Here is a 14,017-nt window from a genome sequence, read left to right on the forward strand (position 1 = left end):
ATGGCAACCATCAAAGACGTCGCGGCACTGGCGGGCATTTCCTACACCACAGTGTCCCATGTGCTGAACAAGACCCGGCCGGTCAGCGAGCAGGTGCGGCTGAAAGTCGAAGCCGCCATCGCCGAGCTCGACTACGTGCCCAGCGCCGTGGCCCGCTCGCTGAAAGCGCGCAGCACGGCCACCATCGGCTTGCTGGTGCCCAACAGCGTCAACCCGTACTTCGCCGAACTGGCGCGGGGCATCGAAGACGCCTGCGAGCGCAACGGCTACTGCGTGATCCTGTGCAACTCCGACGACAACCCGCAGAAGCAGCGCAGCTATCTGCGTGTACTGCTGGAAAAGCGCATCGATGGCCTGGTGGTGGCTTCGGTAGGCCAGGACAGCGACCTGCTGCAAAGCCTGGCTGGCGTGCGTACGCCCATGGTGATCGTCGACCGCGAACTGGATGGCGTCGATGCCGACCTGGTGCGCATCGATCACGAGCAGGGCGCCTACCTGGCCACCCGCCACCTGTTGGAGCTTGGCCACCGCGACATCGCATACATCGGCGGCCCTGCCGAGACCGGGGTCACCCAGCTGCGCCTGAGCGGCTTCCGTCGCGCCATGGCCGAGGCCGGCGCAGCGGTGCTGGGCGACCGCGTGCTGCACTGCGACTTCACCAGCCCGGGGGGCCATGCGGTGGCAACCCGGTTGCTGGAGGGCAAGCGGCCCACGGCGATCTTCGCCGGCAACGACATGATCGGCTTCGGCGTGCTGCGCGCCGCGGCCGAACGCAATATCAACGTACCCGGCGAGCTGTCGGTGATCGGCTTCGACGACATTGAGCTCAGCCGCTATGTGTACCCGCCGTTGACCACGGTGGGCCAGTCGATCCGCGAGTTGGGCGAGAGCGCCGCGTCGCTGTTGCTGGCGCGTATCGGCACGCCCCGGCAGGGCGCGGCGGAGCAACGCATCGTCGCCCCGCGCATTGTCCTGCGCGAGTCCACCGGGCCGCGCCCGGACCTGTTCAACGATTACCGCTAACGCTAAGGAAATGTCATGAGTGCCAAGGTCGTGGTAGTCGGTAGCCTCAACATGGACCTGGTGGCCCGCGCCCAGCGCCTGCCCCGGGCCGGCGAAACACTCCCCGGCGAAAGCTTTTTCACCGTGCCGGGCGGCAAGGGGGCCAACCAGGCGGTGGCCGTGGCGCGCCTGGGCGGCAGCGTGGCGATGATCGGCAACGTCGGCGACGACGATTATGGCCGGCAACTGCACCGGGCTTTGTATGTGGAAGGCATCGACTGCCAGGGCGTCAGCACCTGCCAGGGCGTGTCCAGCGGTGTGGCGCTGATCACCGTGGATGCCGCCAGCCAGAACTGCATCGTCATCATCCCCGGTGGCAACGGCCTGCTGACGCCGCAGTCGGTGCAGCGGTTCGATGCGCTGCTGCAGGCGGCCGAGGTGATCATCTGCCAGCTGGAAGTACCGGCCGACACCGTGGCCTGGACCCTGGCCAGGGGGCGTGAACTGGGCAAGCGGGTGATCCTGAACCCGGCGCCGGCGACCGGCCCCTTGCCGGCGGGCTGGTTCGCCCACATCGACTACCTGACGCCCAACGAAAGCGAGGCCGAAGCCCTGACCGGCGTGGCGGTGGCTGATCTGGACAGTGCTCGGCGCGCCGGCGAGCGCTTGCTGCAACTGGGTGCGGGCAAAGTGATCATCACCCTGGGCGCGCAAGGGGCCTTGCTGGTCACCCCTCAGGGCCACCAGCACTTCCCCGCGCCGCTGGTGCAGCCGCTGGACACCACGGCCGCCGGCGATACCTTCATCGGCGGCTTTGCCGCTGGCCTGGTGCGCGGCCTGGAGGAGGGCGAAGCCATCGCCTTCGGCCAACGCGCCGCGGCCCTGTCGGTTACCCGCGCCGGTGCCCAGCCGTCGATTCCCTACCTGGCGGAGCTTGCGCCATGAAGAAAACCCCATTGCTGAACATCGCCCTGTCGCGGACCATCGCCGGCATGGGGCACGGTGACATCCTGGTGATCGGCGATGCCGGGCTGCCGGTGCCGCCGGGTGTCGAACTGATCGACCTGGCCGTCACGCCCGGCCTGCCGGATTTCGCCAGCGTGTTGCGGGTTGTGCTGAGCGAGTTGCAGGTAGAGCGCCACGTGCTGGCCGAAGAGATGCAGAAAGTGGTGCCACCGGCGCTGGTCGAGATCGAGCGGCTGAAGGGCAAGCTGGGCAAGCGCGAATGGCTGAGCCATGAAGATTTCAAGGAATTGTCACGCAGTGCCCGTGCGGTAGTGCGCACTGGCGAGTGTCAGCCCTACAGCAACATCGTGCTGATTTCCGGCGTGACTTTCTGAAGGCGGGGGCTGCGCCCCCGAATCGCCGGCAAGCCAGCTCCCACAGGTACTGCATCGGCCTCAAGCATTGTGCAGTACCTGTGGGAGCTGGCTTGCCGGCGATTGGGCCGCAAAGCGGCCCCAGAAACCACCACCCAGGCAACAGGAGTGCCACCCATGCTCAAACCCTTGTTACAAGGAATCGCCCTCATGGCCGCAGCCACCACCCTCCAGGCCGCCCCCATCGACCTGATCATCGACACCGACCCCGGCGCCGACGATGTGGTCGCGCTGTTCCTGGCCATGGCCTCGCCCGACGAGCTCAACATCCGCGCCATCACCACCGTGGCCGGCAACGTGCGCCTGGAAAAAACCTCGCGCAACGCACGCCTGGCCCGCGAATGGGCCGGCCGCGAAGACATCCCCGTGTACGCCGGCGCCGCTCGCCCGCTGGTGCGCAAGCCGATCTACGCCGCCGACGTGCACGGCGAAGAAGGCCTCACCGGCATCCAGGTCCACGAACCGAAAGCGCCGCTGGCCAAGGGCAATGCCGTGCAATACCTAGTCGACACCCTGGGCGCCGCCAAGCCCCACAGCATCACCATCGCCATGCTCGGCCCACAAACCAACCTGGCCCTGGCGCTGATCCAGCGCCCGGACATCGCCAAAGGCATCAAGCAGGTGGTGGTCATGGGCGGTGCCCATTTCAACGGCGGCAACATCACCCCAGCGGCGGAATTCAACCTCTATGCCGACCCGCATGCCGCCGAAGTGGTGCTGGCCAGCGGCGTGCAACTGACCTACCTGCCGCTGGACGTCACCCACAAGCTGCTGACCAGCGACGCCCGCCTCAAGCAACTGGCGGCGGTGAACAACCAGGCCAGCAAACGGGTGGTGGATATCCTCAACGCCTACATCACCCACGACATGGACCTGTACGGCATGCCCGGCGGCCCGGTCCACGACGCCAGCGTCATCGCCTACCTGCTCAAGCCCGAGCTGTTCAGCGGCCGGCGCATCCATATGAGCATCGACAGCCGCGAAGGCCCCAGCTTCGGCCAGACCCTTGCCGACTGGTACGGCGTGCTCAAGCAGCCAGCCAACGTGATGTGGGTGGAGGAGGGCGATGCCCAGGGCCTGTTCGACCTGCTCAGCGCCCGTTTGGCGCGATTGGAATAGCCGTGTGCGGCGCGTAGCGCTCGAACACCTGGTCGAAGAAGCTGCGTGCCGCCTCGGCGCCGCGATCGCGCACCAGCAGGTCGATGGCAATCAGCAGCAACTCCTCCGGCGTGCCAGGGCTGTACGCGCTCTGGCCTTCGGCCCATTTGACCTTGATATCGGCTTCGATGCTGTGGCTGCTCATGAAAGGCTCTCGCTTGGGGCCCGGGACGAAGGGGCGAACACCTGACCCTGGTGTTCGATGGAGGCGGGGTGCGCTCCACTTCTTGCACTAAATCATGACTTTGCGTCAGTGACCTTGCGGCTTAAGCATATGGCAAACGCAGCAGGTTGTGCAAAATCCGGTCACGATTGCGTTTTCGCCTCGGCTGGCGAGTTCAGGCAGACTTGACCGGTTTTGCAACAAAAGATGAGCGGAACTGTCGGATCAGACAGTTCCCGGACCGATTTAGGAGGCTTCATGTTCCGTACCCGTGCTTACCTGGCAACCCTGGCGGTGGCTGCTGTCCTGGCTGGTTGCAGCACTGGTGGCAATTCTGCTGGTGGCGCTGCACCAGCCACGCCGGCAGGCAACGATGGCCGCTGCGAAGCCAGCGGCGCCGATTTCGCCATTGGCAAGCCAGCCAGCGCCGAGCTGCTGGAGCAGGCGCGCAAGGCCAGTGGCTCGCAGATGGCCCGCATTCTCAAGCCGCATGATGTGGTTACCCTTGAGTACCGCTCCGAGCGCTTGAACCTGAATGTGGACGAGCAGGGCAAGGTGGTTCGCGTCAACTGCGGCTGATACGCGGTCCTTGTGGGAGCGGCCTTGTGTCGCGAAAGGGCCGCAAAGCGGCCCCGGCCATTGATGCTGCGAAGCTGAAACCCTGGGGCCGCTACGCGCCCCTTTCGCGACACAAGGCCGCTCCCACAAAAAAGCCGCGCCCGCATGGGCCAACCCCTTCAGCCCATGCAGCACCCATAAAAAAACCCGCCACAAGGGCGGGTTTTTTTACAGCTATCCGAATTACTCCGGACGAACCTGTGCAGCCTGCATGCCCTTCTGGCCGCGCTCGGCGACGAAGGAAACAGTCTGGCCTTCTTTCAGGCTCTTGAAGCCGTCAGATTCGATGGCCTTGAAGTGAACGAACAGGTCGTCGCCGCCGCCTGCTGGGGTGATGAAGCCGTAGCCTTTCTCATCATTGAACCATTTGACGGTGCCTTGTTGGCGATTGGACATGGGTGAATCTCCAGAACATTTAGTTTTTTCAGTGGTGCAATGCGGCCGAGGCTACGGAGCACGGAACACATCATAGTCTAATTCTGCGCATCTAGCGCCTTTTACCTTCGCAGGATATTGATCCAGCTCAAAGAATGGCTGGTCTGCTCTGGCTTTAAGGTTTCAGCTCTTCGGTGCGCAGGCCTGTTTCACGACTGTCTGGGCCTTCTGCATCAGCTTGGCGTCCACGCCATCGTTGCTGTCGAGGTCGGCAATCTCCGCGTCGGTGAAATTCTTTTTGATGGCTTGGGCGCCACAGTCGCAGTGTTTTTTCGCGGTTGCAGCATCAACGCCCTGGCCGCTGGCCACCTGCGTGCACTGGGCCATGTAGCCAGCCTCCTTTCCGGGCGGGAAGTTGCCGGCGTTCGCAGCCATGGGCAGCAGCAGGGCCCCAGCAGCCGCCAGGGCCAGAAGAGACGGAACTCGCATAACCAGTTACTCCTTGGGTTAAGGTCTCATCAAGAGTAGGTTGCTTCCCAAGGTCTGATAGGAATTTTTCCGCGTTAGTTCACCGCTGCGGCGTAATTTCCAAATATTTCTGCCTGGCATGCAACCCGCGTGCTAGCATGCCCGGCTTGCAGCTGACAACTTGCAGCCTGCAGCTATCTTTTTTCTTTCCAGTCACTCTGGTTCGTCCCTGGCAAGCCGAAAGGCTTCTGCCACTGTGAGGCAGGCTTCCCGTTGCGGGAAGGCAGGTCGGATCTTGTACTGGCTCATCCCAACCCACGTGACCTTTGGTAGGGGTCACCACTAGGAGAGGAGGCGCCATGCCCGTTATTACTCTTCCCGATGGCAGTCAACGTTCGTTCGATCATGCCGTATCCGTAGCCGAAGTCGCCGCTTCCATCGGCGCCGGCCTGGCCAAGGCCACCGTGGCCGGCAAGGTCGACGGCAAACTGGTCGACGCCTGCGACCTGATCAGCAACGACGCCACCCTGCAGATCATCACCCCTAAAGATGAAGAGGGACTGGAGATCATCCGTCACTCGTGCGCCCACCTGGTCGGCCACGCGGTGAAACAGCTGTACCCGACCGCCAAGATGGTGATCGGCCCGGTCATCGACGAAGGCTTCTACTACGACATCGCCTACGAGCGCCCCTTCACCCCTGAAGACATGGCCGCCATCGAAAAGCGCATGATGGAGCTGATCGACAAGGACTACGACGTCATCAAGAAGGTGACCCCGCGCGCCGAAGTCATCGACGTGTTCAAGGCCCGTGGCGAAGACTACAAGCTGCGCCTGGTCGAAGACATGCCGGACGAGCAGGCCATGGGCCTGTACTACCACGAAGAATACGTCGACATGTGCCGCGGCCCGCACGTGCCGAACACCCGCTTCCTCAAGGCATTCAAGCTGACCAAGCTGTCCGGCGCCTACTGGCGCGGTGATGCCAAGAACGAGCAGCTGCAACGCGTGTACGGCACCGCCTGGGCCGACAAGAAGCAGCTGGCTGCGTACATCCAGCGCATCGAAGAAGCCGAAAAACGCGACCACCGCAAGATCGGCAAGCAGCTCGACCTGTTCCACCTGCAGGAAGAAGCCCCGGGCATGGTGTTCTGGCACGCCAACGGCTGGACCGTTTACCAGGTACTCGAGCAGTACATGCGCCAGGTCCAGCGCGTCAACGGCTACCAGGAAATCAAGACCCCGCAGGTTGTCGACCGCATTCTCTGGGAGCGTTCCGGCCACTGGTCCAACTACGCCGAGAACATGTTCACCACTTCGTCGGAAAGCCGTGACTACGCGGTCAAGCCGATGAACTGCCCGTGCCACGTGCAGGTGTTCAACCAGGGCCTGAAGAGCTACCGCGACCTGCCGCTGCGCCTGGCCGAGTTCGGTGCCTGCCACCGTAACGAGCCGTCCGGCGCCCTGCACGGCATCATGCGCGTGCGTGGCTTCGTGCAGGACGACGCGCACATCTTCTGCACCGAAGAACAGGTGAAGAAAGAAGCCGCCGACTTCATCAAGCTGACCCTGGACGTGTACAAGGACTTCGGCTTCACCGACATCGCCATGAAGCTGTCGACCCGCCCGGCCAAGCGCGTGGGTTCCGAAGAGCTGTGGGACCGTGCCGAAGGCGCACTGGCCGACGCCTTGAACGAATCGGGCCTGGAGTGGGAATACCAGCCGGGCGAGGGCGCCTTCTACGGCCCGAAGATCGAGTTCACCCTGCGCGACTGCCTCGGCCGTAACTGGCAGTGCGGTACCCTGCAGTACGACCCGAACCTGCCGGAACGCCTGGATGCCAGCTATATCGCCGAAGATAACAGCCGAGTTCGCCCGGTCATGCTGCACCGCGCCATCCTTGGTTCGTTCGAGCGCTTCATCGGCATGCTGATCGAGCACTACGCTGGCGTGTTCCCGGCCTGGCTGGCACCCACCCAGGCCGTGATCATGAACATCACCGACAAGCAGGCCGATTTCGCCCTCGAGGTGGAAAATACCCTGAACGGTAGCGGTTTCCGTGCCAAGTCGGACTTGAGAAATGAGAAGATCGGCTTTAAAATCCGCGAGCATACTTTGCTCAAGGTCCCGTACCTTTTGGTTATAGGGGATCGCGAAGTCGAAACGCAGACCGTCGCCGTACGCACCCGTGAAGGCAAAGACCTCGGCTCCATGCCGGTGGCTGAATTCACGCAGCTGCTCAACAGCGCTGTTGCCCAGCGCGGTCGCCTAGAATCGGAGTAATGACTATTAAGCGTGAAATGAGAAACGATAAACGAACTGCACCGAAAGCCCCGATCAACGAGAATATCTCGGCACGCGAGGTTCGGTTAATTGGCGCTGACGGCGAGCAGATTGGCATCGTCTCGATTGATGAAGCGCTTCGTATCGCTGATGAAGCGAAGCTGGATCTGGTGGAAATCTCTGCAGACGCGCAACCGCCCGTCTGCAAGGTGATGGACTACGGCAAGCACCTCTTCGAGAAGAAGAAGCAGGCCAACGAAGCCAAGAAAAACCAGAAGCAGATCCAGATCAAAGAAATCAAGTTTCGTCCAGGGACGGAAGAAGGGGATTACCAGGTAAAACTACGCAACCTGGTACGTTTCCTTACCGATGGGGACAAGGCCAAGATCTCTCTGAGATTCCGTGGCCGTGAGATGGCCCACCAGGAGCTGGGCATGGAGCTGTTGAAGCGGGTCGAAGCCGACCTCGCCGAATACGGCTCCGTTGAGCAGCATCCGAAGATGGAAGGACGCCAGCTTATGATGGTCATCGCCCCCAAAAAGAAGAAGTAATCTCCCGGGCACGGCAGGCCTGATGATTATTGTGTAATTTTATCGAATGCGGAGTTCCAACATGCCAAAAATGAAAACCAAGAGCGGTGCTGCGAAGCGCTTCCTGAAGACCGCTTCCGGCTTCAAGCACAAGCACGCTTTCAAGAGCCACATCCTGACCAAAATGTCGACCAAGCGTAAGCGTCAACTGCGCGGTGCCAGCCTGCTGCACCCGTCTGACGTGGCAAAAGTCGAGCGCATGCTGCGCGTACGTTAATTCTGGTTTAGATAGAGGAAGTTACTCATGGCTCGTGTTAAGCGTGGCGTCATCGCTCGTAAGCGTCACAAGAAAATTCTGAAACTGGCTAAAGGCTACTACGGTGCACGCTCGCGCGTATTCCGCGTTGCCAAGCAGGCTGTCATCAAGGCAGGTCAATATGCCTACCGTGACCGTCGTCAGAAGAAGCGTCAGTTCCGCGCACTGTGGATCGCTCGTATCAACGCCGGTGCCCGCACCAACGGTCTGTCCTACAGCCGTCTGATTGCTGGCCTGAAAAAGGCTTCGATCGAAATCGACCGTAAGGTTCTGGCCGATCTGGCAGTGAACGAAAAAGCGGCGTTTGCTGCGATTGTCGAGAAAGCTAAAGCCGTTCTGGCTTAAGTACCCGCGACAATCACCCGGCGGCGCTAGCGCCGTCGGGCATTGAACGTCATCGATAGGGGAAGAGCCTTCAAAGCTCTTCCCCTATTTTCGTATCTGGAGTCTGTACATGGAAAACCTGGATGCGTTGGTCTCCCAAGCCCTAGAGGCCGTGGAGCGCGCTGAAGACATCAATACCCTGGAACAGATCCGGGTGAATTATCTCGGCAAGAAAGGCGAGCTGACCCAGGTGATGAAGACCCTGGGCAACCTGCCAGCCGAAGAGCGGCCGAAAGTCGGCGCGCTGATCAACGACGCCAAAGAGCGCGTCACCGTTGTGCTCAATGCCCGCAAGGCCGCCTTCGAAGAAGCCGAGCTCAGCGCTCGCCTGGCTGCCGAATGCATTGACGTCACCCTGCCAGGCCGCGGCCAGGCCACCGGTGGCCTGCACCCGATCACCCGTACACTCGAGCGCATCGAGCAGTTCTTCACCCACATCGGCTACGGCATTGCCGAAGGCCCAGAGGTGGAAGACGACTACCACAACTTCGAAGCGCTCAACATCCCTGGCCACCACCCGGCCCGGGCGATGCACGACACCTTCTACTTCAATGCCAACATGCTGCTGCGTACCCACACCTCGCCGGTGCAGGTGCGGACCATGGAGTCCACCCAGCCGCCAATCCGCATTGTCTGCCCGGGCCGCGTGTACCGCTGCGACTCGGATATCACCCACTCGCCGATGTTCCACCAGGTCGAAGGCCTGCTGATCGATCGCGATATCAACTTCGCCGACCTCAAGGGCACCATCGAAGAATTCCTGCGCGTGTTCTTCGAAAAAGAACTGGCGGTACGTTTCCGCCCATCGTTCTTCCCCTTCACCGAGCCGTCCGCCGAAGTCGACATCCAGTGCGTGATGTGTTCCGGCAACGGCTGCCGCGTGTGCAAGCAGACCGGCTGGCTGGAAGTGATGGGCTGCGGCATGGTGCACCCGAACGTGCTGCGCATGTCCGGCATCGACCCTGAAGAGTTCCAGGGCTTCGCCTTCGGCATGGGCGCCGAGCGCCTGGCCATGCTGCGCTACGGTGTCAACGATTTGCGTCTGTTCTTCGATAACGACCTGCGGTTCCTTGCCCAATTCCGCTAGGCCCAATCGACGCACATTCTAGGAGAACAGCATGAAATTCAGTGAACAGTGGCTGCGCGGTTGGGTAAACCCGCAAGTCTCCCGTGACGAACTGGTCGCCCGCCTGTCCATGGCCGGCCTCGAAGTCGACAGCGTTACCCCCGCTGCCGGCCAGTTCAGCGGCATCGTCGTGGGCGAAATCCTCGCCACCGAACAACACCCGGACGCCGACAAGCTGCGCGTGTGCCAGGTAAGCAACGGCCAGGAGACCTTCCAGGTCGTGTGCGGCGCCCCTAACGCCCGCCCAGGCATCAAGATCCCGTTCGCCATGATCGGCGCCGAACTGCCAGGCGACTTCAAGATCAAGAAGGCCAAGCTGCGCGGCGTCGAGTCCTTCGGCATGCTGTGCTCGGCTGCCGAGTTGCAGATCAGCGAAGAGAACGACGGCCTGCTGGAACTGGCTGCCGACGCCCCGGTTGGCGAAGACATTCGCCAGTACCTGAGCCTGGACGACGCCAGCATCGAAATCGGCCTCACCCCCAACCGCGGCGACTGCCTGTCCATCGCAGGCCTGGCCCGCGACGTCAGCGCCCTGTACGACACCCCGGTCACCCGCCCGGTAGTGCCAGCCGTACCGGCTGCCCACGACGAAGTGCGCCCGGTCGAAGTCAGCGCCCCGGCTGCCTGCCCACGTTACCTGGGCCGCGTCATCCGCAACGTCGACCTGAGCAAGCCGACCCCGCTGTGGATGGTCGAACGCCTGCGCCGCAGCGACGTGCGCAGCATCGACGCCGCCGTCGACATCACCAACTACGTGATGCTCGAACTCGGCCAGCCGATGCACGCCTTCGACCTGGCAGAAATCAACGGCGGCATCCGCGTACGCATGGCCGAAGAGGGCGAGAAGCTCGTCCTGCTCGACGGCCAGGAAGTTGCCCTGCGCGCCGACACCCTGGTAATCGCCGACCACACCCGCGCCCTGGCCATCGCCGGCGTCATGGGTGGCGAGCACAGCGGTGTGAACACCGAAAAAACCCGCGACCTGTTCCTCGAAAGCGCCTTCTTCGAGCCGATCTCCGTCGCCGGTAAAGCCCGTTCCTACGGCCTGCACACCGACGCCTCGCACCGCTACGAGCGCGGCGTAGACTCGCAGCTGGCCCGCGAAGCCATCGAACGCGCCACCCAGCTGCTGCTGGACATCGTCGGCGGCGAAGCCGGCCCGGTCGTCGAAGCCGTCAGCGAACAGCACCTGCCGCAAGTAGCCCCGGTTACCCTGCGCGCCGAACGCATCACCCAGATGCTCGGCATGCAAATGGACCCAGCCCAGGTCGAGCAACTGCTCAACGCTCTGGAGCTGACCACGACTAAAAACGGGGAAGGGCAGTGGATCGTCAATGTCCCAAGCCACCGCTTCGACATCAGCCTGGAAGTGGACCTGATCGAAGAGCTGGCCCGCCTGTACGGCTACAACAACCTGCCGGTTCGCTACCCGCAAGCCCGTCTGGCCCCCCAGGGCAAGCCGGAAACCCGCGGTGACCTGCCGACCCTGCGCCGCCTGCTGGTTGCCCGCGGCTACCAGGAAGCCATCACCTACAGCTTCATCGACCCGAAACTGTTCGAACTGTTCAGCCCGGGCGTAGAGCCGCTGCTGCTGGCCAACCCCATCTCCAGCGACATGGCCGCCATGCGCGCGTCCCTGTGGCCGGGCCTGGTCAAGGCGCTGCAGCACAACCTGAACCGCCAGCAAGACCGCGTGCGCCTGTTCGAAAGCGGCCTGCGTTTCGTCGGCCAGCTCGGCGACCTGAAGCAGCAGCCGATGATCGCCGGCGTTGTAACCGGTAGCCGCCTGCCAGAAGGCTGGGCCAACGGCCGCGACGGCGTCGACTTCTTCGACGTGAAGGCCGACGTGGAAGCCCTGCTGGGCTACTCCGGCGCCCTGAGCGACTTCACCTTCAGCGCCGGCAAGCACCCAGCCCTGCACCCAGGCCAGACCGCCGCCATCGAGCGTGACGGCAAGCTGGTCGGCTACCTCGGCGCCATCCACCCAGAGCTGGCAAAAGCCCTGGACCTGGACCGCCCGGTGTTCCTGTTCGAGCTGGTGCTGGGCGACGTGGTCGAAGGCCGCCTGCCGAAATTCAGCGAGCTGTCCAAGTTCCCGGAAACCCGCCGTGACCTGGCTTTGATCGCAGGACGTGATGTAGCTTCTAGCTCGGTGCTTGAAGTAATTCGTGACAATGCAGGCGAATGGCTCACAGACCTCAGGCTGTTTGATGTCTACCAAGGTAAAGGCATTGATCCTGATAGAAAAAGCCTTGCCGTCGGCTTGACCTGGCAGCATCCATCGCGCACTCTTAACGACGATGAGGTGAACACTACCCTGCAAAACATCCTCACCTCGCTCGAACAAAGGTTGAACACCACGTTAAGGAAATAACGGCATGGGTGCTCTGACGAAAGCTGAGATGGCCGAAAGGCTGTACGAGGAGCTGGGGCTTAACAAGCGTGAGGCCAAGGAGCTGGTCGAGCTGTTTTTTGAAGAAATTCGGCACGCACTTGAAGAGAACGAGCAGGTCAAGCTGTCCGGTTTCGGCAACTTCGACCTTCGCGACAAACGCCAGCGGCCGGGCCGCAACCCCAAGACAGGGGAAGAAATCCCGATCACCGCACGGCGCGTCGTCACCTTTCGTCCAGGGCAGAAGTTGAAGGCCCGGGTTGAGGCCTATGCTGGAACCAAGCCATAACGACGAACTGCCCCCCATACCGGGCAAAAGGTACTTCACCATTGGTGAAGTGAGTGAGCTATGTGCGGTAAAACCACACGTGCTGCGGTATTGGGAGCAGGAGTTCGATCAGCTCAATCCCGTGAAGCGGCGCGGGAACCGGCGGTATTATCAGCGGCAGGATGTGCTGATGATTCGCCAGATTCGTGCGCTGCTTTATGACCAGGGGTTCACTATTGGTGGGGCTCGGTTGAGGCTTTCCAGTGATGAGGCCAAGGATGAGTCTAGCCAGTACAAGCAGCTGATTCGGCAGATGATTGTCGAGTTGGAGGATGTGTTGGTGGTGTTGAAGAAGTGACTTGGGTTTTTGATGAGTGAAATTTTTTGAGAAAAAGCTTTCATTTATCAGGAGGTTAGGGTACATTCTTCAACGTTCTCGGTAGTATTGAGAGCATGCTTCAAAGCCCAGTCGGGGCGTAGCGCAGCCCGGTAGCGCACTTGCATGGGGTGCAAGGGGTCGAGTGTTCGAATCACTCCGTCCCGACCATTATTTAAACAACTAAGCCACCTTCGGGTGGCTTTTTTGTTTCCGCGGTAGAAGCTGCAGTCTTCGAGGTGGTGCAGTCAGCTTGGCTCTGATGGCCTGAGTACTAGGCTCTGTACGAAAAGCCTTGATACTCGGTGATGCTGCGTTGAAAACAGCCTCGGAATGCTCATTTACAACCCGTAAACTCCGCTTCCTCGGCTGTTTTCGCCTTGCCTGACCTTCGTCTCAAGACTTTTCATACAGAACCTAGGCGCTTAACTCCGGAGTGCTGTCTAGGTCGGATGGGGTGGCAGCGCCACTGGCCGTTCTCATTGCCGGGGAGAGTTGAAATGGATCTATATCCATCTGAAAATTAAGTGGAAATTTTTTCTGTGAACAAATTGGAATACCATTTGGAATACCTATCCCCGAATTTTAAACCTGAGATTGGCTTGGCAGATTTTTTGAATTCCACTACCAGAGCTTTGTGTGAGCATGGAAAGCTTGGTTGACCATATGCCAATGCATCGCTGACGTCACGCACAGTATCGCTCACGGTACTAACTTCCATTGGAGCGCCGTCTTTCATGGCGTGATAGATATTTCATATCGTGCTGCCGCTTTTCAGTAGCGCATCTTTAGCGTGGTTCGACCTGTTCGAAAAGTTTACCCGCACGGCCAGGCGCATACGGATAGGTCCTAAAGGATTACATTTTGTTGATTCCTGCAGCGAATCGCGCCATGGATATACTGCTAATACATTGGCGGTATTCAAGGATCAGGCAAGGCAGGGTGTACCTGTCCGGCGATTAGAAGTGTGGCTGTTCGTCCCTTTTTGCGGGGCTCAGGTGATGGTTGCAGGCGTGTGCTAGCTATGATGGCAAAAAAACACCGTACATGGCTTTACCCAGGTGTGGCGAGCGGATAGGGTGAGAGCCATCGGAAGAGTTGGCCTCAGAAGTGGCGCCTATTAACGTTTGAGGGGTCAGAGGCCAAGGCCTCATTCACGTCGTCGGTGAGAAAACGGATA

At 61.1% G+C, this 14,017-nt stretch carries 16 protein-coding genes and 1 tRNA gene; 14 read left to right on the plus strand and 3 right to left on the minus strand.

From position 1 onward, the window contains the following. From RYH74_RS22355 to RYH74_RS22370, 4 genes are all read left to right on the plus strand, one after another. Positions 1-1,023, plus strand: a complete 1,023-nt coding sequence (locus tag RYH74_RS22355; protein WP_317410151.1) for a LacI family DNA-binding transcriptional regulator — start codon at positions 1-3, stop codon at positions 1,021-1,023. 15 nt (positions 1,024-1,038) lie between these two features. Beyond that, a complete protein-coding gene (gene rbsK, locus RYH74_RS22360; RefSeq protein WP_075044737.1) occupies positions 1,039-1,947 on the plus strand; it encodes a ribokinase in 909 nt (302 codons plus the stop codon). Then, complete coding sequence (rbsD, locus tag RYH74_RS22365) at positions 1,944-2,342, plus strand: D-ribose pyranase (RefSeq protein ID WP_317410152.1); 399 nt, start codon at positions 1,944-1,946, stop codon at positions 2,340-2,342. Before rbsK ends, rbsD begins: the two co-directional genes overlap by 4 nt. A gap of 156 nt (positions 2,343-2,498) precedes the next feature. Further along, positions 2,499-3,500, plus strand: coding sequence for a nucleoside hydrolase (locus tag RYH74_RS22370; RefSeq protein ID WP_317410153.1), 1,002 nt, complete (start codon positions 2,499-2,501; stop codon positions 3,498-3,500). Here the strand turns inward: RYH74_RS22370 and RYH74_RS22375 are convergent. After that, a complete protein-coding gene (locus tag RYH74_RS22375; RefSeq protein ID WP_003260960.1) occupies positions 3,472-3,684 on the minus strand; it encodes a hypothetical protein in 213 nt (70 codons plus the stop codon). The genes RYH74_RS22370 and RYH74_RS22375 overlap by 29 nt on opposite strands. Before the next feature lie 276 nt (positions 3,685-3,960). Here RYH74_RS22375 and RYH74_RS22380 point away from each other — a divergent pair, with 276 nt between their 5' ends. Then, positions 3,961-4,281, plus strand: a complete 321-nt coding sequence (locus tag RYH74_RS22380) for an I78 family peptidase inhibitor (protein WP_003260961.1) — start codon at positions 3,961-3,963, stop codon at positions 4,279-4,281. A 222-nt stretch (positions 4,282-4,503) separates the two neighbouring features. Here the strand turns inward: RYH74_RS22380 and RYH74_RS22385 are convergent, their stop codons facing one another. Continuing rightward, positions 4,504-4,716 (minus strand): cold-shock protein, encoded by a 213-nt coding sequence (locus RYH74_RS22385; RefSeq protein ID WP_003250656.1) that lies wholly within the window; start codon positions 4,714-4,716, stop codon positions 4,504-4,506. A 162-nt stretch (positions 4,717-4,878) separates the two neighbouring features. After that, positions 4,879-5,184: a hypothetical protein gene (locus RYH74_RS22390; RefSeq protein ID WP_075044741.1), complete on the minus strand. Its 306-nt coding sequence runs from the start codon at positions 5,182-5,184 to the stop codon at positions 4,879-4,881. A 338-nt stretch (positions 5,185-5,522) separates the two neighbouring features. On the opposite strand from RYH74_RS22390, the gene thrS reads away from it, so the two are divergent. The 9 genes from thrS to RYH74_RS22435 all read left to right on the plus strand — a co-directional run bounded on the left by thrS (position 5,523) and on the right by RYH74_RS22435 (position 13,008). Next, positions 5,523-7,445, plus strand: coding sequence for a threonine--tRNA ligase (gene thrS, locus RYH74_RS22395; protein WP_013972004.1), 1,923 nt, complete (start codon positions 5,523-5,525; stop codon positions 7,443-7,445). Beyond that, positions 7,445-7,996 carry a translation initiation factor IF-3 gene (infC, locus tag RYH74_RS22400; RefSeq protein ID WP_013972005.1) on the plus strand — a complete coding sequence of 184 codons (552 nt, stop codon included), beginning with the start codon at positions 7,445-7,447 and terminating at the stop codon, positions 7,994-7,996. Before thrS ends, infC begins: the two co-directional genes overlap by 1 nt. Before the next feature lie 61 nt (positions 7,997-8,057). Continuing rightward, on the plus strand, positions 8,058-8,252 hold the full coding sequence (gene rpmI / locus RYH74_RS22405) for a 50S ribosomal protein L35 (protein ID WP_003250667.1): 195 nt from the start codon (positions 8,058-8,060) through the stop codon (positions 8,250-8,252). 27 nt (positions 8,253-8,279) lie between these two features. After that, a complete protein-coding gene (gene rplT / locus RYH74_RS22410) occupies positions 8,280-8,636 on the plus strand; it encodes a 50S ribosomal protein L20 (RefSeq protein ID WP_003250671.1) in 357 nt (118 codons plus the stop codon). 109 nt (positions 8,637-8,745) lie between these two features. Next, positions 8,746-9,762: a phenylalanine--tRNA ligase subunit alpha gene (gene pheS, locus RYH74_RS22415; RefSeq protein WP_025338541.1), complete on the plus strand. Its 1,017-nt coding sequence runs from the start codon at positions 8,746-8,748 to the stop codon at positions 9,760-9,762. Between the two features lie 31 nt (positions 9,763-9,793). Next, complete coding sequence (pheT, locus tag RYH74_RS22420; protein ID WP_317410154.1) at positions 9,794-12,175, plus strand: phenylalanine--tRNA ligase subunit beta; 2,382 nt, start codon at positions 9,794-9,796, stop codon at positions 12,173-12,175. 4 nt (positions 12,176-12,179) lie between these two features. Further along, positions 12,180-12,482, plus strand: coding sequence for an integration host factor subunit alpha (gene ihfA, locus RYH74_RS22425; protein ID WP_003250679.1), 303 nt, complete (start codon positions 12,180-12,182; stop codon positions 12,480-12,482). Then, positions 12,463-12,819, plus strand: a complete 357-nt coding sequence (locus tag RYH74_RS22430) for a MerR family transcriptional regulator (protein ID WP_003250681.1) — start codon at positions 12,463-12,465, stop codon at positions 12,817-12,819. The genes ihfA and RYH74_RS22430 overlap by 20 nt, the downstream gene beginning before the upstream one ends. Before the next feature lie 112 nt (positions 12,820-12,931). Continuing rightward, positions 12,932-13,008: transfer RNA gene (locus tag RYH74_RS22435), tRNA-Pro, on the plus strand. Positions 13,009-14,017 lie beyond the last annotated feature (1,009 nt).

Source organism: Pseudomonas sp. LSJ-87 (genome assembly GCF_032971465.1).
GTDB classification, from domain to species: Bacteria; Pseudomonadota; Gammaproteobacteria; order Pseudomonadales; family Pseudomonadaceae; genus Aquipseudomonas; species Aquipseudomonas putida_Z.

Coding starts and splice junctions, on each gene's coding strand:
- RYH74_RS22380 (WP_003260961.1), top strand. CDS start 3,961: ATGTTCCGTACCCGTGCTTACCTGGCAACCCTGGCGGTGGCTGCTGTC.
- rpmI (WP_003250667.1), top strand. CDS start 8,058: ATGCCAAAAATGAAAACCAAGAGCGGTGCTGCGAAGCGCTTCCTGAAG.
- infC (WP_013972005.1), top strand. CDS start 7,445: ATGACTATTAAGCGTGAAATGAGAAACGATAAACGAACTGCACCGAAA.
- rbsD (WP_317410152.1), top strand. CDS start 1,944: ATGAAGAAAACCCCATTGCTGAACATCGCCCTGTCGCGGACCATCGCC.
- RYH74_RS22385 (WP_003250656.1), bottom strand. CDS start 4,716: ATGTCCAATCGCCAACAAGGCACCGTCAAATGGTTCAATGATGAGAAA.
- rplT (WP_003250671.1), top strand. CDS start 8,280: ATGGCTCGTGTTAAGCGTGGCGTCATCGCTCGTAAGCGTCACAAGAAA.
- ihfA (WP_003250679.1), top strand. CDS start 12,180: ATGGGTGCTCTGACGAAAGCTGAGATGGCCGAAAGGCTGTACGAGGAG.
- pheT (WP_317410154.1), top strand. CDS start 9,794: ATGAAATTCAGTGAACAGTGGCTGCGCGGTTGGGTAAACCCGCAAGTC.
- RYH74_RS22355 (WP_317410151.1), top strand. CDS start 1: ATGGCAACCATCAAAGACGTCGCGGCACTGGCGGGCATTTCCTACACC.
- thrS (WP_013972004.1), top strand. CDS start 5,523: ATGCCCGTTATTACTCTTCCCGATGGCAGTCAACGTTCGTTCGATCAT.
- RYH74_RS22430 (WP_003250681.1), top strand. CDS start 12,463: ATGCTGGAACCAAGCCATAACGACGAACTGCCCCCCATACCGGGCAAA.
- pheS (WP_025338541.1), top strand. CDS start 8,746: ATGGAAAACCTGGATGCGTTGGTCTCCCAAGCCCTAGAGGCCGTGGAG.
- rbsK (WP_075044737.1), top strand. CDS start 1,039: ATGAGTGCCAAGGTCGTGGTAGTCGGTAGCCTCAACATGGACCTGGTG.
- RYH74_RS22370 (WP_317410153.1), top strand. CDS start 2,499: ATGCTCAAACCCTTGTTACAAGGAATCGCCCTCATGGCCGCAGCCACC.
- RYH74_RS22375 (WP_003260960.1), bottom strand. CDS start 3,684: ATGAGCAGCCACAGCATCGAAGCCGATATCAAGGTCAAATGGGCCGAA.
- RYH74_RS22390 (WP_075044741.1), bottom strand. CDS start 5,184: ATGCGAGTTCCGTCTCTTCTGGCCCTGGCGGCTGCTGGGGCCCTGCTG.